The sequence below is a fragment of the Pedobacter jamesrossensis genome (assembly GCF_042650905.1).
GTDB lineage: Bacteria > Bacteroidota > Bacteroidia > Sphingobacteriales > Sphingobacteriaceae > Pedobacter > Pedobacter jamesrossensis.
Window position 1 is genome coordinate 1 of sequence record NZ_JBHSBY010000127.1, and the last position, 22568, is coordinate 22568.

Annotated in this window: 15 protein-coding genes and 1 riboswitch; of the genes, 7 read left to right on the forward strand and 8 right to left on the reverse strand. The window is 36.4% G+C overall.

Annotation, left to right across the window (positions count from 1 at the left end; all coding sequences use genetic code 11):
* Positions 1 to 457: hypothetical protein (locus ACFOUY_RS13760; protein ID WP_378961403.1), on the reverse strand; the 457-nt coding region annotated here is incomplete at its 3' end.
* A gap of 280 nt (positions 458 to 737) precedes the next feature.
* Positions 738 to 841, forward strand: a riboswitch (SAM riboswitch).
* Positions 842 to 1015: 174 nt separating this feature from the next.
* Here ACFOUY_RS13760 and metH point away from each other — a divergent pair.
* The 6 genes from metH to ACFOUY_RS13790 all read left to right on the forward strand — a co-directional run bounded on the left by metH (position 1016) and on the right by ACFOUY_RS13790 (position 9669).
* Positions 1016 to 4717 carry a methionine synthase gene (gene metH, locus ACFOUY_RS13765; protein WP_378961404.1) on the forward strand — a complete coding sequence of 1234 codons (3702 nt, stop codon included), beginning with the start codon at positions 1016 to 1018 and terminating at the stop codon, positions 4715 to 4717.
* A gap of 75 nt (positions 4718 to 4792) precedes the next feature.
* Complete coding sequence (gene metF / locus ACFOUY_RS13770) at positions 4793 to 5746, forward strand: methylenetetrahydrofolate reductase [NAD(P)H] (RefSeq protein ID WP_378961405.1); 954 nt, start codon at positions 4793 to 4795, stop codon at positions 5744 to 5746.
* 46 nt (positions 5747 to 5792) lie between these two features.
* Positions 5793 to 7184 (forward strand): pyridoxal phosphate-dependent decarboxylase family protein, encoded by a 1392-nt coding sequence (locus ACFOUY_RS13775; protein ID WP_378961406.1) that lies wholly within the window; start codon positions 5793 to 5795, stop codon positions 7182 to 7184.
* 44 nt (positions 7185 to 7228) lie between these two features.
* Entirely contained in the window at positions 7229 to 7528 is a 300-nt protein-coding gene (locus tag ACFOUY_RS13780) for a hypothetical protein (RefSeq protein ID WP_378961407.1), read from the forward strand.
* Positions 7529 to 7598: 70 nt separating this feature from the next.
* Positions 7599 to 8018 (forward strand): tail fiber domain-containing protein, encoded by a 420-nt coding sequence (locus tag ACFOUY_RS13785; protein WP_378961408.1) that lies wholly within the window; start codon positions 7599 to 7601, stop codon positions 8016 to 8018.
* Between the two features lie 145 nt (positions 8019 to 8163).
* Positions 8164 to 9669: a glycoside hydrolase family 10 protein gene (locus tag ACFOUY_RS13790; protein ID WP_378961409.1), complete on the forward strand. Its 1506-nt coding sequence runs from the start codon at positions 8164 to 8166 to the stop codon at positions 9667 to 9669.
* A gap of 96 nt (positions 9670 to 9765) precedes the next feature.
* Here the strand turns inward: ACFOUY_RS13790 and ACFOUY_RS13795 are convergent, their stop codons facing one another.
* The 5 genes from ACFOUY_RS13795 to ACFOUY_RS13815 all read right to left on the reverse strand — a co-directional run bounded on the left by ACFOUY_RS13795 (position 9766) and on the right by ACFOUY_RS13815 (position 17564).
* Positions 9766 to 10623: a cupin-like domain-containing protein gene (locus tag ACFOUY_RS13795; RefSeq protein WP_378961410.1), complete on the reverse strand. Its 858-nt coding sequence runs from the start codon at positions 10621 to 10623 to the stop codon at positions 9766 to 9768.
* A 372-nt stretch (positions 10624 to 10995) separates the two neighbouring features.
* On the reverse strand, positions 10996 to 12309 hold the full coding sequence (gene thrC / locus ACFOUY_RS13800; protein WP_378961411.1) for a threonine synthase: 1314 nt from the start codon (positions 12307 to 12309) through the stop codon (positions 10996 to 10998).
* Positions 12310 to 12477: 168 nt separating this feature from the next.
* Entirely contained in the window at positions 12478 to 13482 is a 1005-nt protein-coding gene (locus ACFOUY_RS13805; protein ID WP_378961413.1) for a homoserine kinase, read from the reverse strand.
* A 96-nt stretch (positions 13483 to 13578) separates the two neighbouring features.
* Positions 13579 to 16029, reverse strand: coding sequence for a bifunctional aspartate kinase/homoserine dehydrogenase I (thrA, locus tag ACFOUY_RS13810; RefSeq protein WP_378961414.1), 2451 nt, complete (start codon positions 16027 to 16029; stop codon positions 13579 to 13581).
* A 1088-nt stretch (positions 16030 to 17117) separates the two neighbouring features.
* Positions 17118 to 17564, reverse strand: coding sequence for a GyrI-like domain-containing protein (locus ACFOUY_RS13815; protein WP_378961415.1), 447 nt, complete (start codon positions 17562 to 17564; stop codon positions 17118 to 17120).
* Between the two features lie 536 nt (positions 17565 to 18100).
* Here ACFOUY_RS13815 and rsgA point away from each other — a divergent pair.
* Positions 18101 to 19021, forward strand: a complete 921-nt coding sequence (gene rsgA / locus ACFOUY_RS13820) for a ribosome small subunit-dependent GTPase A (protein WP_378961416.1) — start codon at positions 18101 to 18103, stop codon at positions 19019 to 19021.
* A 73-nt stretch (positions 19022 to 19094) separates the two neighbouring features.
* On the opposite strand, the gene ACFOUY_RS13825 is transcribed toward rsgA, so the two are convergent.
* Together ACFOUY_RS13825 and ACFOUY_RS13830 are read right to left on the reverse strand one after the other, a co-directional pair.
* Complete coding sequence (locus tag ACFOUY_RS13825) at positions 19095 to 21563, reverse strand: hypothetical protein (protein WP_378961417.1); 2469 nt, start codon at positions 21561 to 21563, stop codon at positions 19095 to 19097.
* Positions 21529 to 22554 carry a hypothetical protein gene (locus ACFOUY_RS13830; protein ID WP_378961418.1) on the reverse strand — a complete coding sequence of 342 codons (1026 nt, stop codon included), beginning with the start codon at positions 22552 to 22554 and terminating at the stop codon, positions 21529 to 21531. The genes ACFOUY_RS13825 and ACFOUY_RS13830 overlap by 35 nt, the downstream gene beginning before the upstream one ends.
* Positions 22555 to 22568 lie beyond the last annotated feature (14 nt).

A 22568-nucleotide genomic window follows, 5' to 3' on the forward strand; every position in this document is an offset into this window, starting at 1 on the left:
TATTTGCAAGTGCATTTGGATTTGAAACAATTATCCCGTACTCACCTGCTTCAACTGAATCAATTCTTATTTCGTAAGAGCTATCTTTATATTTTTTTGATTTATAAGCAACGTAATCTTGATTATTTGATGAGCCACCTGAAAAAGTACCAATTGAACTTAGCTCTGATTTTCTCTGCTTTTTGGTTGTTTCAAATTTAACGATACTGATAATTGATAAAGGATCTGATTTATTATCAAAACTTTTAACAATAAAAGTTAGTGGGATACCAGTTTTGAATTTTACAGGAGATGATCCTCCTTCAATAACCATTTTTGATTTGACTTTGCCAATACCTGTTAAATACATAGAAGCTCCAGCTTTTGCTTGAATTTTAACACTTTGTTTTTCTAATGGAGTTATTGCATTTTCTTGTGATACATTGACCGCCTCACCAATATATTCTGGTTCATCCACACTAATCTTAGTTTGACTAAATGAACTTAGACTAATAAACAATAGAGATGCGATAAATAGATAGTGTTTCATATAATTTATTGTAGGGTTTAAATAATAACTCAAAATTAAAAGTTTATCTGACTTAAAAAAATCTTTGTTAAGATTTAATTCAGTATCAAATGATTGATTATTCGAAATATTGTATTGCTTTTTGTACGCGTTTACATGGCCTTTGTAATTTTATTTGGTGGCAAGGCGATAATTTTTGGAAATGATGTTGCTTTGTTGCATTTTTGTATGCTTATTAAGAAAGACGGAGGGATTAGACCCAACGATGTCTTAGCAACCTGTGCCAACAAGGTGCTAAATTCTAATCTCAGCAGTGGCGAGAGAAGATAAGTTTAGAAGGTAAATCAAAATGCCAACTTTTTTAAATAAGCTATTTAAGTATCAGGTATAAAGTATCAAGTATCGAGCTCAACAGGCCTAATACTTTTTCAGCTTTAATCTGAACGTTTGTGTCAACAGTCAAGAAAATCTTGATACCTGATACTTGCGACTTGCTATTATAAACAAATGAGCATAAGAGAAGAATTAGAGAAACGTATTTTGGTGATTGATGGTGCGATGGGTACCATGATTCAGCGCTATACTTTAACAGAAGAAGATTTTAGAGGGGAACGTTTTAAAAATCACCCTTGTGATGTTAAAGGCAATAACGATTTGCTGAACATTACACATCCTGATATTATCAAAGCCATTCACTTGGAATACTTAACTTCAGGAGCAGATATTATTGAAACCAACACTTTCAGTACGCAACGCATTTCGATGGCTGATTACCAGATGGAAGATTTGTCTTATGAGATGAGTTACGAAGGTGCTCGCGTGGCTAAGGAAGCAGTTAAAGAGTTTATGGCTGCTAATCCCGATAGGAAATGTTTTGTTGCTGGTGCAATCGGCCCAACAAACAGAACCCTGTCAATGTCGCCAAATGTAAACGACCCAGGTTTTAGGGCTGTTTATTTTGATGAATTAGAAGAAGCCTATTACGAGCAGGTTCGTGGTTTGGTTGATGGTGGTTCTGACGTACTTTTAATCGAAACTATTTTCGATACTTTAAATGCTAAAGTGGCCATTGTTGCCATTAAAAAATATGAAGAAGTAATCGGCAGAAAGCTAGAAATAATGATTTCGGGCACCATAACCGATGCTTCCGGAAGAACTTTATCTGGCCAAACGGCAGAAGCATTTTTAAACTCTGTAATGCACGCTAAGCCGTTAAGTATTGGCTTTAACTGTGCTTTGGGTGCAAAAGAAATGCGTCCTCACATTGAAGAACTGGCTGCTAAAGCTGGGTGTTATGTTTCTGCCTATCCGAATGCAGGTTTGCCAAACGAATTTGGTGCTTATGATGAGCAACCACATGAAACAGCTCATTTGGTTGATGATTTTATTGCTTCAGGTTTTGTAAATATAGTTGGTGGTTGCTGTGGCACAACACCAGAACATATTGGCTGTATCGCTGCGAATGCCCGTAAAGCATCGCCAAGAAAAATTCCTACGCTAGAACCTTATATGCGTTTAAGTGGATTGGAACCCGTTACGATTACCCCAGAAAGTATTTTCGTTAACATTGGCGAAAGAACCAATATAACAGGCTCGCCTAAGTTTTCTAAACTTATTTTAGGGGGCGATTACGAAGCGGCACTGGCCGTTGCTTTGCAACAAGTAGAAGGTGGTGCACAAATCATCGATGTGAATATGGATGAAGGGATGTTGGATTCAGAAGCGGCCATGACCAAATTCTTAAACCTGATTGCATCCGAACCTGATATTGCAAAATTGCCCATCATGGTCGATTCATCTAAATGGTCGGTGATAGAAAATGGCTTAAAATGTTTGCAGGGTAAAGGAATTGTAAACTCAATTTCCTTAAAAGAAGGCGAGGATAAATTCCGCGAAAGTGCCCGCAAAATTATGCAATACGGTGCTGCGGTTGTGGTAATGGCATTTGATGAACAAGGTCAGGCTGATAATTACGAGCGTAGAAAAGAAATTTGTAAAAGAAGTTACGATATATTGGTTTCGGAAATTGGTTTTCCTCCAGAGGATATCATTTTCGACCCGAACATTTTAACAGTAGCAACCGGATTGGAAGAGCATAACAACTATGCTGTCGATTTTATAAATGCCACAAGGTGGATAAAAGAAAACCTGCCCCATGCAAAAGTAAGTGGTGGTGTGTCGAACATTTCATTCTCTTTTAGAGGAAATAATACCGTTCGCGAGGCAATGCACTCTGCATTTTTATATCATGCCATTCAGGCTGGTTTAGATATGGGTATTGTTAACGCCGGTATGTTAGAAGTTTATCAGGAAATTCCCCCCGAACTTTTAGAAAGAGTAGAAGATGTACTTTTAAATCGAAGGGATGATGCTACTGAACGTTTGGTTGAATACGCCGATACCGTAAAATCAAAGGGAAAAGAAATTGTTAAGGATGAAGAGTGGAGAAAAGGGTCAGTTGAAGAGAGATTATCTCATTCCTTAGTAAAAGGTATAGTAGAGTATTTGGATGATGATGTGGAAGAAGCCCGTCAGAAATATGCCCGCCCGATTCAGGTAATTGAAGGTCCTTTGATGGACGGAATGAACATTGTTGGCGATTTATTTGGTGCAGGGAAAATGTTCTTGCCTCAGGTAGTAAAATCAGCCAGGGTAATGAAAAAAGCAGTAGCCTATTTATTGCCTTTCATTGAACAGGAAAAGTTAGATAATCCCGACCAAAATCAAAGTTCATCGGCAGGTAGAGTTTTAATGGCAACCGTAAAGGGTGATGTACATGATATCGGAAAAAACATTGTTGGTGTAGTTTTAGCCTGTAATAACTTCGAAATTGTAGACATGGGCGTGATGGTGCCTGCACAGGAAATCATTAAAAAAGCAAAAGAAATTAACGCAGATATTATTGGATTAAGTGGATTGATTACACCTTCGCTGGATGAAATGGTTCACTTTGCCAAAGAAATGGAACGTGAAGGCTTTACCATTCCCTTGATTATTGGAGGGGCAACCACTTCTAGAATTCATGCGGCAGTAAAAGTGGCGCCAAATTATTCTGGTCCGGCAATACATGTTTTAGATGCCTCAAGAAGTGTTACGGTTTGTAGCACCTTAATGAATCCTGAAACAAAAGATGAATATGTAGCCGGAATTAGGGCTGAATATGACAAAGCCCGTGAAGCGCACCTAAACAAACGTTCTGATAAACGCTTTAAAACTATTGAAGAAGCAAGAACAAATAAATTTAAGTTAGACCTTACAAAAGTTGCAACAGCCCCAGGCTTTACCGGCACTAAGGTGTTGGATGATTATCCTTTGGCAGAACTTGTTCCCTATATAGATTGGACTCCATTTTTTCATACCTGGGAATTAAGAGGGAGTTATCCTAAAATATTTGATGATAAAGTTGTTGGAGTTGAGGCAAAAAAATTATTTGATGATGCCCAAGTACTCTTAAATAAAATTGTGAGTGAGAAGCTGTTAACTGCCAAAGCGGTATTTGGTTTTTGGCCTGCTAATGCGATAGGCGATGATATTGAGCTAGAAGTGGAAAGCAATACGCTTAAAGCAGATGAAAAACTCAAAAATGGCAAGGCTGAAAAAGTAAGAATTCATACACTACGTCAACAAGCGGAAAAAGTAGATGGGCAACCTTATTATGCCTTATCAGATTTTATTGCAGATAAAGAAAGTGGGGTACAGGATTATTTCGGTGGTTTTGCAGTCACAACTGGTATAGGTTGCGATGAGTTGGTAGCTGAATTCGAAAAGAACTACGACGATTACAACAGTATCATGGTAAAGGCACTTGCTGATAGACTAGCAGAGGCATTTGCAGAAAAACTACATGAGCTTGTACGCAAGGATTATTGGGGTTATGCAAAAGAAGAAAATCTGAGTAACCAAGAACTAATTAAGGAAGAATATGCTGGCATTCGTCCTGCACCAGGTTATCCTGCTTGCCCTGAGCATACCGAAAAAGGAACCTTATTTGCTTTATTGGATGCAGAAGAAAAAATCGGCTTGAAAATTACCGAAAGCTATGCCATGTATCCTACTGCAGCGGTTAGTGGGTTTTATTTCTCTCATCCCGATGCTCGCTATTTTGGTTTAGGAAAAATAACCAAAGACCAAGTAGAAGATTATTCTAATAGAAAAGCAATGGATTTGGAAGAAGCGGAGAAGTGGCTTAGTCCGAATTTGGCGTATTAACCCCCCAACCCCCTGAAGGGGGAGGGTATAAATATTATAAATTGAAAATTAAAAGCCCCTTTAGGGGTTTGGGGTATGAAGATTACAGAACATATAAAAAACGCAAAGGGTAAAACCTTATTCTCTTTTGAATTATTGCCGCCAATAAAAGGCCAAAGTATTCAATGGATTTACGATGCAATTGACCCATTATTAGAGTTTAACCCACCTTTTATAGATGTAACTTCCCTACGTGAAGATTATATTTATAAAGAGCAGGAAAATGGTTTGCTGCAAAAGGTATCTTATCGTAAGCGTCCGGGCACTATTGCCATTTGTGCTGCCATTATTCATAAATATAAAATTGATGCTGTTCCGCATTTAATCTGTGGTGGATTTACCAAAGAAGAAACGGAAAATGCGCTTATTGATTTACAGTTTTTGGGTATTGATAATGTTTTGGCTTTAAGAGGTGATGCCCGTGCTGCCGACCATTCTTTTGTGCCCACAAAAGGCGGGCATTGTTATGCAACAGATTTAATTGAACACATCAAAAATCATAACGATGGTAAATTTTTGCACGAGGATATAGAAACATTTAAAAGCGATTTTTGTATCGGCGTTGCCGGATACCCAGAGAAACATTTCGAAGCACCTAACTTAAATGCAGATTTTAAATATCTAAAGAAAAAGGTTGATATGGGTGCAGAATTTATCGTTACGCAAATGTTTTTCGATAATCAGAAATATTTTGACTTCGTTAAAAAATGCAGAGAGAATGATATCAATGTACCGATTATTCCAGGTTTAAAGCCTATCAGCACGCTTTCACAATTAAATGTTTTGCCAAAGATTTTTCACATCGATTTGCCAGAGGAACTAACTGATGCTTTATCTCATGCTAAAAATAATGCCGAGGCAAAAGAAATTGGAACAGAAGCCATGATTAAGCAATGTAAAGAATTGATAGATTTTGGTGCGCCAGTTTTACATTTTTATACAATGGGCAGACCAGAGCAAACGAAACAAATCGCGAAAGCAATATTTTAATCGTGATGTTTATCATTGTGTAGAATAATACTTTATCAACCTTATCATGAATCATTTAAATAACGATTTACAAAACCTTGAGGAAATACTAAATCAAGTTTCACAACAAGGTTTAGATTATTTAAATGATATTCATAACAGGCCAACTAAAAGTCAAATTGAGGTCGAAAGCATTTCCAAATTAAACGAGAATGGTTTAGGAACGATTGAAACATTAAGGCGATTTAATGAACGTTTCGAACCAACCATTGTGGCTTCGTCTGGGCCGAGATATTGGGGATTTGTAACTGGTGGAACCACGCCAGCTGCAATTGCTGGAGATTGGTTAGCCACAGTTTACGACCAGAATACGCAATCGGCAAAGGGTAATGGCGACGTTTCTGCGACTATAGAATTAGAAACCGTTAAGCTTTTACTGGATTTATTTAATCTGCCAAAAGATTTTTTTGGCGGTTTTGTAACCGGAGCTACAATTTCAAATTTTACTTGTTTAGCGGTTGCCAGACAATGGATAGGAAAGCAAAAGGATAAAGATTTCGCGAGGGAAGGTATTTCCGGTTCCGTAAATGTTTTATCTGCAACTCCGCATTCATCGGCTATAAAAGCGCTATCAATGCTGGGTTTAGGAAGTAATAATTTTATTCAAATAGATGTGCTCCCCGGTAATCGTGAAGCTTTAGATATAGCAGATTTTGAACGAAAACTAATCTCGCTAAATGGCGAACCTTTCATCCTTATTTCGAGCGCAGGAACGGTAAATACGGTTGATTTTGATGATTTCGAAGCCATTAATAAGTTAAAAGAAAAATATAATTTCTGGTGGCATATCGATGCGGCTTTCGGTGGCTTTGCCGCTTGTTCTCCTAAATACGCACATCTTGTAAAAGGTTGGGAAAATGCTGATAGTATTACAGTCGATTGCCATAAGTGGTTAAATGTTCCTTATGAAAGTGCAATATTTCTCGTTAAAGAAAAGCATCAGTTATTCCAGGTAGAAACCTTCCAAAATTCTAATGCTGCTTATTTAGGCAATCCGTTAGAAAATTTTAGCTATCTAAATTTCCTTCCAGAAAATTCCCGTCGCTTAAAAGCTTTACCTGCTTGGTTTACTTTAATGAGTTACGGCAAAACTGGTTATCAGGAAATTGTAGAAAGTAATGTAAAGATGGCGGAATTGTTTTCAAAATTTATTGATGAAAACCCACACTTCCAATTACTTGCCCCAACACGTTTAAATACAGTTTGTTTCTCCTTGACTAACGAAACTCTAGCCTCAGACTTTCTTAATAAATTGAATGCGACAGGAAAAGTATTTATGACTGCAACAGTTTATAATGGAAGAAAGGGAATAAGGGCTGCTTTTGTAAATTATAGAACAACTGCTGCCGATATCGAGCTTGCTACAAATGAAATGCTTCAAATTGTGACAGAACTTTAACTTAAAAATTCTGTTTTAAACGCGGAGGTTTTATCTTTGCAGTAATGAATTCAGATATTTTTAAATATATTTTAATTTGCTGTTTTGCTTTAACATTACTTTTTAAAGCGAGCAGTGTATTATCTGTTTTCAAAAATTCTATAAGTGAAATAGAATACTCTAAAGATTCTTCTGAAAAGGAAGAAAAAAAGATTGAAGCTGAGTACTTTGATAATCATCAATTTTCTTATCAGGATTTAAAAGCTCCGATTTTGGTTCCGGTAAAGGTTTTATTGCCCCTGAATTTCTTTGTGCCTGCATATTTCCCCGAGGTTTTAACGCCACCTCCGTCATCAGTAGTTTAATTTCTCTTAATTAAACCGCTGCTGGATAAAACCAGCTGGCCTTTCATTTAAATTTAATAATTCTAACAATATGAAACGAGCAATTTCATTATCATTTGCGGTATTTTTAATATCCGCATCTTTAAAAATCAGTGCGCAAGAAGTTGCACAAACCAACGTGAAACCATTAAATAATTCTTTAGAGATGGTTTCGAAATTACAACCGGTAAGTTTTAATTACGATAAAGCCTGGGCAGAAAAACTGAAGCTTCCTTCAACTTCACAATATGGATTTGTGGGTACTGATGCCAAAGCTGCGGTTCCATCTGTGGTGGCTGTGCAAGCAAAACAATATCCGGCAGGTAAAAATGCTTTTAATTCTGCAACGCTAACCAAAGTAGATTACGAAAGTTTGATTCCGCTTTTAGTTGGAAGTATTAAAGAGCAACAAGAACAAATAGAACAGTTGAGAAAAGAGATTAGCAACTTAAAATCTCGCAACACAAGATAGTTTTTAGTTTAGGGTTGGTTAGGTCGGAATATTTAATATTCCGGCCTTTTTTGTTTTTATAGGGTTATGTAATATCTTGCAAGTAATATCAGATAAACCTTTTTTCTAAGCAAATTTCAAGGCTTAAATTCTATATAATCATTATATGAGAAACATATTTTTCACCTTTTTGATATTCATATCAATAAGTATTAATGCTCAGGAAGTAATTATACCTTCTATCCCTAAACCGCAAAGAGAATTTCGGGCAGCCTGGGTTGCGAGTGTTGCAAATATTAACTGGCCAAGTAAGCTGGGTTTATCTACTCAACAGCAGCAAGATGAAGCAATCGCTTTGTTAGATATGTTGAAGAAAAATAATTTTAATTCCGTAATATTTCAGGTTAGACCACAGGCAGATGCGTTGTATAAAAGTGACCTAGAGCCATGGTCTTACTTTTTAACTGGTAAACAAGGGCAGGCACCAAAACCTTATTACGACCCTTTAACGTTTTGGATTGAGGCAGCACATGAAAGAGGTTTAGAGTTACATGTTTGGTTAAACCCTTACCGGGCGCATCACATTTCTGGCGGTCAACCTTCTGAGTCTTCTGTAGTAAAGAAACATCCCGAATTGGTTTATAAGTTAAAACAAGGCTACTGGTGGTTAGATCCATCGAAAAAAGGAACGCAAGATTTATCAGTAGAAGTTGTAAAGGATATTGTAAAACGATACGATATTGATGGCGTTCACTTTGATGATTATTTTTATCCATATGAAGAATATAATGGTGGAGAAGATTTTCCGGATTCAACCAGTTATGCAGAATATCAAAATGGTGGTGGGCAATTATCCAGAGGTGATTGGCGCCGTGAGCAAGTAAATGTATTTATTCAAAGGGTTTACAAAACAATTAAAGAGGAGAAGAAATATGTTAAATTTGGTATCAGTCCATTTGGAATATGGAGACCTGGTTTCCCGGAATCAATAAAAGGTTTCGACCAGTATGGTAAGCTATACGCTGATGCTAAACTTTGGCTTAACGAAGGTTGGATAGATTATTTTATGCCGCAGTTATATTGGCAGATAAATAATATTCCACAAAGTTTTCCTGTATTATTAGCCTGGTGGCAAACTGAAAATACAAAACAAAGGCATTTATGGCCAGGAATGAATAGTGGTATTGGTGGGGGAGAAAAAAACAGCGATGAAATCATTAATCAGATAATGATTACCAGAGGTATTTTACCAAAATCTCCAGGTGTTGCACACTGGAGTATTGCGGCTTTAACTACCCACGAAAGTTTAAGAAACGATTTGCTTAAAGGGCCATATAAAGAAGAAGCTTTAGTTCCAGCCTCTTCCTGGCTTGATAGTGAAAAACCATTGGCTCCAAAAGTAGAAACTAAGGATAGAGATTCTGATATTTATATAGAATGGAAGCCTGCAAATAAGAAAGATGATTTTAAGTATATTGTTTATACAAACTATGGGGGGAAATGGAGTTATACTATTTTGAATTATAAAAGTCGGTTTCTGCAAGTTCCAAAAACTGTGTTTTCCGATTCTGCTAAATTAATAGCTCAAAATTTACAGGCCATTGCTGTTACTGCTATCGATAGAACGGGTAACGAGAGTGATTTGGATATTTTAAACTTGAATACGCGATAAGCTACCGAGTAAAGCCTACAAATTCTTTACATAGAACTTGTAAAAGATTTGAACGTCAATGTTTGAGGCTTTCTGCATTTAGGAGGCTATAAACAATTATTCAATTTTTACCCCAATCTTGTCTCCTAGTTTGCAGGCTGCGCCAATTAAGCTTGCTGCTACATAATCAACTACTGCCCGGGGTTTGCTATGGTAAGCTTTGTATGAATAAACATCATTTCTCCAAGCATTAAAATTTGATGTGTTCATCTGGTCGATTATGGTCGAGATGTTTTGGCCATAGGCTTTAGTAGTATGCCAAATGCCGCTTGGAATGTAAAATATCTCGCCAGCTTTAATTGTTGCTCTGATTGGGGTTGCATCTCTAAATTTCGGGTATTTCTCATAATCCGGATTCATGATATTTACAGGAGAGCGTGAGGCTAGTAAACCATTTTTACCAGGATACATTAAGTCTTCCTGTTCTTTAGGGAAAACGATCACTTCTTTTTCGCCATAAAGCTGAACTAGCCAAGCATGAACATGATAGGTATCTTTGTGTACTTCATAAGCATTCCCAATGCCACCTATGTGAAGATCCATTGCATTTGAAAGTTTATTCTTCAATACTTTTGCTTTCAGCCAATTTGGGGTTGCCAAATTCAAGTGTAAAGGGGTCATGTAAGTTAACAATTCTGGTAATTGATCCAGAATATTGAATTTTACAGGATAAGGCGCAGGATTTTCTAATGTTCCTTTTTCTGTTAAATCCAGGATTTCGGAAATTGTGTATTTTTCTGTTCCAAAAGTTGTAGTTCTATCCCCGAAATTTTTTCTAAAAAATTCGGGCGTAAAAATTTTGTTTTCACCCCAGGCTTCAGTTGCATTTTCAAGAATTACTGGAGTACCTGTCTTTTGGTATTTTTCTATAAATTCTTTATAAGAGATATTCGATCTTCTATCAATTGTTGTCATTTTGCGAGCGATTAGGGATGAATAACAATGTTTGATTTTGCTATTCTCTAAATTTAGCAAAATTTAATGATCACATTTATATATTTTTATAAAAAATTGCGCTGGGATTTTTTGGGTAGGTTTTTAAACTATAAGCAGGTTAGTTGTTGATATAGCCGTTATTGGCTTATAGCTAAGTGCTTATAAATAATTATAAATGCTATTTGAGAATTTAAAATTCTCGAAGATGTGGAACGTTGTTGTAAAATTAAATTAATGAAGATAGAGCCTGTATCATAATCGGTTATTCGAAAAACTTGTCGCACTGAGCTTCTAATATAATCGTAACAAATTTTCTAATTATGATACAGGCTCTATAAAATTTGTGGATTTTTAATCCATTTTATTCAACAAATAACTTTTAAAACCCTCGAAATCCGCACCTAATTTGTCTGCATGTTGAGGTCTGCTTTCAAGTTCCTTAACCTGTTCAGGGATTTCGATTTTAGCGGCAATCTCGATTGGGAAGATATCCGGGAATTTGCAAGCATGTGCGGTTGATAAAAATACCGCAGCACTTTCATCAGTTGGGTTTTCTTTTCTGTATTTTTCAATTGCCAAATACGCAATTGCAGTATGTGGACAAGCAACATAATCGAATTTAGAATCGATTTCTTTGATTCCTGCAAGCGTTTCATCATCATTGAAACGGTAAGAAGTTACCACTTTTTTTAATGCATCAACATCCTGGTTAAACAAATCCATAATGCGAATCCAATTGCTTGGTGCGCCAACATCCATGGCATTAGAATATGTTTGAGTTGATGGTTTGGTTTTGTAAACACCAGTTTCTAAAAAACGAGGAACTGTATCATTTACATTTGTAGCAGCAATAAATTGCTTAACTGGTAAACCTAATTTGTAAGCCAATAAGCCAGCGCCAATGTTTCCAAAGTTTCCGCTTGGTACAGCGAAAATCACCTCATTTAAACCTTGTTTTTTCAACAGTGCATAGCTGTTGAAATAGTAGAAAGTTTGTGGGATTAACCTCGAAATATTAATCGAATTGGCAGAAGTTAAACGGAATTTTGCGTTTAATTCATCATCGGCAAAGGCTTGTTTAACTAAAGCCTGGCAATCATCGAAAGTGCCTTTTACTTCAATGGCTCTAATATTTTGTCCGTTAGTGGTTAACTGTAATTCCTGTATTGGGCTCACCTTTCCCTCTGGATATAAAATGGTAACACGGGTATTGGGTACGCCTAAGAAACCCAAGGCTACTGCACCACCAGTATCGCCCGAAGTTGCGACTAAAACATCTAACAATTGCTCGCCATCTTTAAGGAAATAAGCCATTACGCGGCTCATAAAACGAGCACCGAAATCTTTAAAAGCTAAGGATGGCCCGTGGAAAAGCTCCAGGACAAAAGTTTTATCATCAAGTTTAACGGCAGGTGCTTCGAAGTTGATGGCATCTTCAATTAAGGCTTTTAAATCCTCAGCCGGAATTTCATCTTTTAATAATGTTGAGGCTACTTTATAGGCGATTTCAGTTAAAGAATATTGCTCAATATTTTGAATAAAATCAGCATCCAGTTGCGGAATTTCTACTGGCATGTATAAGCCTTTATCCTGCGGCATGCTGTTAAAAACGGCCTCTTTAAAAGAAACGCTTAAATCTTTATTATTGGTTGAATATAATTTCATGGTTGGAAGTTTGATGGTTGAATGGTTAGAAGGCTTGGATTTATACTTTCCAATGTTTTTAACTTTTTCATCCTTATTTAATGTCTCTTTTCTTAACAGCTTTCAAGGTTGGAGATTTCAAGATTTCTGGGTTTTATCCCTTAACCTCAATTCCCTCAACCTTCTGCCTTATAGCACTCGTGGTCCTTCGGCATTAATTGAAGAAACAAAGGCTTTGCTGTTAATATTTAGTTTATGTAAATGTTGTTGTTGCGCTTTGGTTATTTTTTTAGCGGTCTCTTCGTCTTTTGTTAAGGCAAAAACTGATGGCCCTGAACCTGAGATTCCGAAACCAATGGCGCCGTTTTCCATGGCTAAGTTTCTCATTACTTCAAAACCTGGAATTAAAATTGAACGGGTTGGTTCTACCAAAACATCTTTCATGCTTCTTCCAATTAAGTCGAAATCGTTCATGAATAATCCGCTAACCAAACCTGCAACATTTCCCCATTGAGTAACGGCATCTTTTAAAAACACCTTGCTGCGAATCATCTGGCGGGCATCTTTCGTAGGTACATCTACCTGTGGGTAAACAATTGCTGCATACATCCCGACGGGCGTTGGCAACGAAATTATATCAAGTGGTTCGTAACTTCTAACTAAAACAAAACCGCCCATTATGGCAGGTGCAACATTATCTGCATGACCGTAACCGCAAGCCAGCTCTTCACCTTTCATGGCAAAAGGAACCAGCTCTTTAGCGGTTAATAAATCGCCCATTAATTTGTTAATGGCATACAAACCCGCAACCGTACTGGCCGAACTCGAACCCAAACCACTGCCAATTGGCATTTTTTTGTGCAGTTCGATTTCTACACCAACATCCATTCGGTTAATATGCTTTAAATAATGCTGAACACTTGCACTAACTGTATTTTTTGCAGCATCTAATGGGAGTTTCCCATCATCGCCAGTAATTCTCTTTATAATTACGCCTGGTGTGTCTGTTAAACGCATTTCAACTTCATCGCCAGGTTCATTAACTGCGAAACCTAACACATCGAAACCGCAAACTACGTTAGCTACAGTTGCCGGAGCGAAAACACGAATCACCCCCAACCCCCTAGAGGGGGCTTTTGCCTTTCCATCGGCGATTTCTAATGTTTCAGCAGGATTTAAATCTTTGTTTGACATCTTTTATATTTTCTCTACCAAGGTTGAAACCTGATAATTATTGTTTTGATTTTTATTTAGTCTTTCCAACTCGCCTGTAGTTCCCTCTTTAGGGGGCTAGGTGGTTTGACCAACATTTATAATATCTGCAAAAACACCTGCGGCGGTAACTTCTGCCCCAGCACCTGGGCCTTTTACCACTAACGGACGAGATTTATATCTATCAGTAGTGAAAGAGATAATGTTATCGCTGCCAGAAAGCATATAAAAAGGATGACTATCATCAACCATTTGCAGGCTGATTTCTACATTGCCATCTTCCAGTTTACCGATGTAGCGTAAAACTTTTCCATCATTCGCCGCCTTATTTTTCAAGTCTTCAAAGTAAGCTGCGTTTTTCTGCAATTCAGCATAAAAATCTTCAACAGAAGTTGCATTTAAGCATGCTTCAGGTAAAATATTATCTATTTTAACGTCAGCAGCTTCTAAAGGATAGCCAGCATCGCGAGCCAGGATTAACATTTTACGCATGAAATCTTTTCCATTTAAATCATCACGAGGGTCTGGTTCGGTATAACCCAATTCCTGAGCTTCCTTAACAGTTTGGTAAAACCCAGCTTCTCCTTTAAAATTATTGAAGATATAAGAAATTGTTCCAGATAAAATCGCTTCAATACGGGCAACTTTATCGCCGCTCATCATCAGCTCTTTCAGCGTACGGATGATTGGCAAACCAGCGCCAACATTGGTTTCGTAATAGAAATCTACACCGAATTTACGGGCAGTATCTTTAAACGATTTATATTGAGCAAAATCGGCAGAATTACCTTTTTTATTACATGTAACCACCGAAATACTACTTTCAAAAACCCCTTGGTAGAACTCGATTGGCGTTTCGGCCGCAGTGTTATCCACAAATACGCAGTTTGGCAGATTCATGGCTTTCATTTTAGCTACAAATTCAGCTAAATCTGCCTGTTCGCCATTAGAACTTAATTCGCTTTCCCAGTTTTCTAATGATAAGCCATCAGCGTTGAAAATCATTTTACGGGTGTTGCAAATTCCGGTAACCTTAACTTGTAAATCATTATTTGCAGCAAGGAAAGGCATTTGTTCTTTTAGCTGGTTAAACAAAGTTTTACCAATGTTGCCCGTTCCTAAACAGAAAATGTTTAGCGTACGTTTTAAATCAGTAAAGAACGCATCGTGCACTGCATTTACCGCTTTCGATAAATCTGCTGCGCTGATGATAACTGAGATGTTATATTCTGAAGAACCTTGTGCAATGGCTCTAACATTAATACCGTTACGGCCTAAAGCATTAAACAATCTACCACTCATGCCTGGTGTACGTTTCATGTTTTCGCCAACGATAGCTAAAACGGCTAAATTGTTTTCAACTTCTGGTAAAGCCAGTTTATTGGCGTCTAATTCCAGTTCAAATTCCTTTTTTATTAATGCGATTGCCTGACCCGCATCTGTTGGTTTAACGGCGAAAGTAATGCTATGTTCTGATGATGATTGGGTAATTAAAACCACATTAATCTGCTCACGAGAAAGCAAAGAAAACAATCTGCCACTAAAACCAGCCTTGCCAACCATTCCGCTTCCGGTTAGGTTAATGATACTGATATGGTCTATAGACGAAATGCCTTTTATGGGTAAGTTTGATGCTTTAACATCGCTTTTTATATAAGTTCCTCCGAAGTTAGGCTCAAAAGTATTTTTAATTACAATTGGAATTTTCTTCATGAAAGCAGGAATCATCGTTGGCGGATAAATCACTTTCGCTCCGAAATAACTCAATTCCATTGCTTCTGTATAACTTAATTCTTGTAAAGAAAATGCTTTTTTAACGATGCGTGGATCGGCAGTCATCATACCGTTTACGTCCGTCCAGATTTCAATTTCTTCTGCATTTAAAGCTGCACCCCAAACTGCTGCGGTATAATCAGAACCTCCGCGACCTAAAGTAGTAATTCTTCCTGCAGCATTGCTCGAAATAAAACCAGTTACAAAAAGCACTTTGTCTTTATTAGCCTGGTAGAAATTTTTAATTAACATTTCAGTTAATTCGGTATCAACCTTTGCTTGCCCAAAGTTGCTATCGGTTTTTATTAACTCTGCTCCGTTAACGTAAATTGCGTTGCCAAAATTTTGCGCTGCAATATGTGCAATCATGAAACTCGAGCAACGTTCACCATAACTCAAAATCTGGTCTTTGGTTTGCAAACTCAACTCACGCAAGTTGGCTACTGCTTGTAATAAATCTTCTAACTCATTGAAGAAGATTTTTAACCGCGTAAACACCGGGTTTTGAGCTGCTGCTGGTAAAAGCGAACGGATAACCGCGAAATGCCTAGCCTCAATTTCTTTTAAATGGGCGTCGTAATCTTCGCCACGTTCAGCCATTTCGGCCATATCGGTAAGCAAATTGGTTACACCACTCATCGCCGATAATACAACTACCGGATTGTTCTTCTGTTTTTCTTCGCCAACCAGGCGTAAGAGGGTTTTAATGTTCTCGGCCGAACCTACGGATGTGCCGCCGAATTTTAATACTTTCATTAGTTTTTGGTTTTAATGAATCTTGCACGTTGCTTGTTAATTATCGTTTTGTGCCGTTTTCAATGGTTTTGGTTTAAAAAAAAAGCGTCCCGACTTGGGTCGGGACGCTTTCTTTGTTTATCTTTTTTTCAATTTACAACAAATTAGCCTCCCAGGTTTTCTCCGGTGGTAATAATAATCGTTGTAATAATTGATGTGTTAAAATTCATGTCGTCTTTGTGTACTTTGTACACCGTAAAGTAGGAGATAATTTTTTTAAAATGCAAATATTTTTTAAATTTTCTTTCGAATATTTTAATAAAACGTTTAAGTAGGTGAAATAACTGCATTTTTTGAACTGGAAACCAATTTGGGTTTTTATTAAATATTTGTTAGTCTGAGCTTGTCGGCGACTTTTTATTTTATTGCTTGAAATTTGTCCTTCGGCTACGCTCAAGATGACATTTCGATTGAGAATAGAGGGAAAAATATTTAGAAAAGCAAGGTTTTGTACATATCGGTTGCAACAGTCCTGCCACTTACTACAATCTTTTAAAAACTTCTGTCATTATGTTCTTGCTATTTAAAGGTATTTACTCGACTGTCAGGTTTAGAAACTAAGTTTTTGGCTAAAGCCCCATTCTGCATCATAAAAAACAGGCAGCTAAAGCAGCCTGCAATTAGATGCCGAGTGTTTAAACAAATTGCTTGATAAGCATTTTCGAGTTCATTGCCGTTGGTTTTAACCAACGGATAAAAGAATAAAGAGATTACATGCAAAATTAAGCTTGCTCAATTTGCTCCAAAAATGAATGTGTAAAGTAGCTGGAAGAAAAATACTAAACCACTCAAGATAGCTACAGTCAAAAATTTCTTCCTAAAGTACAATACTAAAGCAATTGCAATAATTACAACAAGTGCACAGCTAATGAAAATAAAAGGTTTTGTAACTTCATAAAGTATACTCGATGGTATAAAATCATTAACCAGTTGAAATTTAGCCTGAATAATAGGTGTTAAATTCCAAATTAAGATTAGCACTAAAACGGGCAACGAAATTAGGGCTTAAACCCTTAGGTTGTTATTTGGAGGGAATGACTTTTCCATACTTACCTAATCCCAATAAAAATCTCTACTTCTGATGCTGCTCCTAGCTGAGATTTTGCGCCATAAACCTCGAAATCGGCATTATAAGTACGATATAATGCAATGTCGTTCGCCCAGATTTCTTTCCAGTTTTCTATAACGGCATTTGGCATTTCACCTTTTGCAACATATCTTAAAAGCCTTTTGTTATTAATTTCTCTACCAACTAAACCATCGGGAATACTAGCTAACGAACTTACTCGCTGCCCTATAATGGTTGTGTACTTACCTGTATAATCACTTTCGTAATCCGTATAAACAGCGTAAATATCTTCGCTTTCTTTATTCGGTATTTTATTAAAAACCTCTTCGCCATAAAATCTGCTCCAGAGTTGGCCTAAATCTGTAGCTGCCTGGTTGTTTTGGTTAGAGGTTTCTACTGAAATGCCAATAATTTTGAAGTTTTCCATGTTTAAGTTTTTAACGAAGATATTGCTTGTAACAGGGATTTTGAGTTTATGTTTTCAACAAAATTTAGTCATGGCATTCGTCACCCTGAATTTATTTCAGGATATTTTATGCTATTAAGATGCTGAAATAATTACCATTGACGTTTTTGTATAATGTTTTAAACCATTTAAGGCACCTAAGAAAATCTAAGCTGCTCCATGGTCTGTGTCTTTACAGAACATAATCCATTCATTCCCTTAATTTAGTTACTGTTAATGTCATTTATAGTGATTTTTATGAAATAAATTAACCCTCAGCATGACGAGTATTTTAGATTTCTCTGTTCCGCTTTGCTCCAGTCGCAAAAGGACGGAAAAACTTTTGTTTTTAAACCCGATGGGAGCGAACACCCCCGATTTTTTCATCGGGGTAAAGCGTACAGCGGGATTAACATTAAAATGAAAAACAGGTTTTGCTTTCCAAAAAATCAATCTTAATTTCATCTTCCATTTTTACATCTCACATCTTACATCCTTTTTATACCTTTGTTACAAATATGCAGGGCTTAGTTATTAAATCTACGGGAAGTTGGTACCGCGTTTTAGCCGATGGTGGCGAACGTTACGATTGCCGGATTGTGGGGAAATTCAGAATGAAAGGGATTAAAACCACTAATCCTATTGCTGTTGGCGATCGGGTAAAATTCGAGCTTGAAAAGGATAGTAATCAGGGTTTAATTAATGAATTACTAGCCCGGAAAAACTACATTATCCGCAAATCGATTAATTTGAGTAAGCAAGCTCAAATTCTGGCTGCGAATTTAGATATGGCCATCTTGGTGGTTACACTAGCATCTCCAAGAACTTCTTTAGGCTTTATAGATAGGTTTTTAGTTACTGCCGAGGCTTATGATGTGCCTGCTGTTTTAGTTTTTAACAAGCTGGATTTATTTAGCAAAGAGGGCTTAGGAATTTTACAGGAGTTTAAAGATATTTACGAAAATATTGGTTACCCATGTTATCAGGTTTCTGCTTTAAAAGGCATTAATATTCCGATTATTCAAGAGCTAATTACCGATAAAATTACACTGATTTCTGGTCATTCTGGCGTTGGTAAATCGAGTTTAATTAATGCGCTTTTACCGGATAGAGATTTACGTACCGGCGAAGTTTCTGACTGGAGTGATAAGGGGCAACATACCACAACCTTTGCCGAGATGTTCGAATTACCTCAAGGTGGTTTTATTGTAGATACACCAGGAATTAGAGAATTGGGCGTTATCGATATAGAAAAAGAAGAGTTAGGACATTTCTTTAGAGAAATTTTTAAAACTTCGCATAATTGCCGTTTCAATAATTGCAGGCATGTTAACGAACCTGGTTGTGCTGTAATTGAAGCTGTGAATAATGATGAAATTGCAGTTTCGAGGTACGAAAGTTACCTGAGCATTTTTCATGGTAACGATACAAGGCACTAGGCTTGAGGTGAAAAATTAAGTATGATATTATAAATGAGCACGAATTGTTATCCGTGCTCATATTGCCTGGCACTTATTTCTTTTTTGAAGTTTTAGGCACAATAAAGTCGCTCATATAACTGCACTCGGTTGTTGCTATTGCATAAAAAGGTGTTTTAGCATATTTTAATTTCATCTCTTTAAAGTATGGATTGTTATAATTTGCCTTAATAAAATCTTTATACTTCTGATTATCTTTATTGTAATAACTGAAAGAAAATGGGCTACTATTTGTATTAATTTGCTTTTGCGCACATTTTGCAAGCATAAAAGTACATTTTGCTTTGAAATTGGCATTTGTACTCAAGGCTCTGGCTTTTAAATACCAGGCTTTTGCTGTTTTTGCTTTTTTATAATCTACATCATAATTAAATTTAGATTCTGCATAACCATCGTAAGACGACCAATCGTAGCTGATTAAAAACCAACTGTTGCCATAATAACCAGTTTGATAGACAGCATTAGCCATTTTGTAATAATATAAAGCTGCGTTTTTTTTATCGCTGGTAATTAATTTTTGCAAACGCAACATCTCTACCGCAAAAGTTTTTTTAGTAATTGATGCTTTACCTACCTGATATTGTTTTGGGTAGTCATTTATGGTTTCTATAAATGGATTTGCATAGAGTTTAGTCTCGCCTTCTGTTGCATACCAATTTTCGGGTGCAAAATAGTTATAATCTGGAGATACTTTATTAAAAATTTCTACAGCTTTGGCATAGTTATGTGTACGTAAATACGTTGTTCCGTAAAGCTCATAGAAATCATCGTCTTTTAATTGATTTAGCGCTTTCGAAAGTAAACCATTCATATTATCTGCTGGCTTTGCATTCTTGAGATTTGCTAAATCTCGCATACTTTTTGGTGTTAAATTTTTCTGCCAGAAAGTGATGGTTTTATAGGATATGTTTTTAAATAATGAATTTTCATTAAGCTTTTTATACTTTAAATCTCCCTTAACCATGGCTAAAGCTGCTTTTGCAGTATCGCCCATTTTTAAATAAGCAGGGGCTAAAATTTGCTGGTAAAAATTTCTTGTTGTTATTGTAAATCGATTATTACCATTTCCGTACCATTCGTAATAATAATTTCCATTTTTTTGTTGCTCCTTATTTTCTTCAAATCGCTTTGCATCAAGCCATTTTAAAGCAGGCAGCAAATCGTTTTCATTAAAGCTATTGCCCTTTTTAATATTTTTTGATTTTATTAAAAGCTCTATAATCCTGTATTGATTGTTTAATCTTTCAGGTAATTTATCTGGATTTAGCGAGTTTAAATAGCTCGATGCCAGAGCATCCTTGTTTTCCATCCAGGATAAGTAAGCTGCAGTTAAAGTACCTAATTCTGGTTGAGGGTATTTTTTTTCAGATGCAAGCCTTACAGAGAAATCTCTTATCTGATGTAGATGTTTTCGGTTTTGATTACGGATGCTGTCTTGGTATTTTAAATTCTTTTCAGCATCATCGAAATAATAATTGTAACCTATTTTAGCAATGTCATCGTCACTAATTAAGCTGTTTTCCAATTTATTTACTTCACGCACCAGGAGCGAACCGCTTAACAAACTTTTAGGACTGTATTCGTAAACTTTCTCTAAACTTTCTAAATCAGTGTCTGGATTTCCAAAGCCATTTATCGCCCAGATGTTAGTTTTATCTGCATTGTTTTTAGCATATTTTAGAACGCCATTAAGTGGTGAGCTTGTGTAATAATAATTTTTATAGGCTTGTACGCGACGTTCAGGATTACTTGCGAAAACTTTGGAAAATAGATAAGCTGCCTCTGCGGGATTACCCAATTTACGAACCGAGCCTGCATACAATGCTTCGGCCCATCCTTTTACGGCACTTTTACTTTTGTTTTCTTTTATGAATTTTTCGTAAACGTTTTTACAATCTTGATAAAGACCTGCATAATGAAACATTCTTGCCGTTTGATAAGCATAACGTAACTTTAAAAATGCATCTTTTTCCTTTTCAATTAAGCTTAAACCTTCTTTTGCTTTTTCTTCCATACCTGCAGAATCTCTTGGTGCGGGGTTCCATTCATTCCAGGTTGCACTAGCAAATGGTTCGCAGCTTTTTGCATATACGAAGTATTTTAATGCTTCTTTGTTTTTAGCAAGCCCTAATAGAAAGGAGTTTTTGCTTAAACTATCGGGTAAATTGGTTTTTATACTATAGTTATTAAGCAATGCGCTGGTTGCACTGTCGCTGGCATACATCACTTTGTAAACATCAGCTTCTTTAATATCAAGATATTTTGCCCATTCATTGCTGTTTATATCCGACTCGCTTTCCTTTTCGGAATCGCTGTATAAATATGCCATTTCGGTAAAAGCGAATGGGCTATAATCATCGCCTTGCGTATTGTTGTGGAAGTAAGAAACGTAATAATCGTAAGGGTCGATTTCACCTCCACATGCAACATTTATGGCAATTTCGCCGAAGTAAGCCAAAATAAAGGCGCTAAAAATTATCGATAACTTTTTGAAGGTTGTCATGTTTAAATGTTTTTAAAAGGTCGGTATCGAGATGATAGAAAACGAGATTTCGGTCTTCCGGGTTTAAATATCGGGATAAAAAGTGAGATGAAACAAGCAAATCATTCAAAGAAATTTCTTCCCACCTTATAACATCGCCTTTTCTTAAGCCAGCCTGTGGATAATCCATTTGCAAATCATAAAGAATAGAGTTTTCTCTTCTTTTAAAAAGTTTTTTATCACTCAATTGCACCTTACTTATCCGTTTTGAAATACCTTGATATTGCTGTTTTCTAAAAACAACTGCCCAACTGAAAAGAGGTAAAGCAACATCTATTTTTAATGGATATTTTTCCAGCTCATTTTTGAGGTAGGTTTCCATTTCTTGCATGTTTAAAATAGAATTTTGTTCGCCATACTTTCTTAGATTACCCATGTTGTAGCACATCAAAATTACTTTTTTTACAGGTGGAATTCCGCTGGAAACCAGATTTTTAACCTGGTGTAACCTTAATGTAACCGATATTTCTTTTCCTTTTAGCGATGGATTGGAGATGAGTTTTTTTAAAAAGCTAAAATATTTATCCCTTGTGTTTTGAGTCCAATCGCAATCTATTTGAAGCTCTTTGTAGTTTTGCTTGCCGGCCTGCTTAACCTTTGCGGTAACAAATTTCGAAATTCGCTCGGCCAGAAGTGTGCTTTGTGCTTCGCTTAAATTATTAAAAATATTATTAACCAGATACACCACCGGAATAATATCTATTTGTTTTGGCAAGGAATCAGTAAAACTTATCGGAGAAACAGGAACAGGTTCTTGGGTATCAGGATTTAAATCAACATCCATAATGCGTACATATAAAGATTTCGATTTAAATTTATTGAGATACTCAGTTTCTTGTTTTTGGTTTTTATACTGTGTTCGCCAAAAATAAAAGGTAGGGTGTACGGCGAACTTTGGTTTACAGGCGGTAAACAAAAGTGCAATAATTACTAAAATACTTATCTTGTGCATATTAATCAGATTCC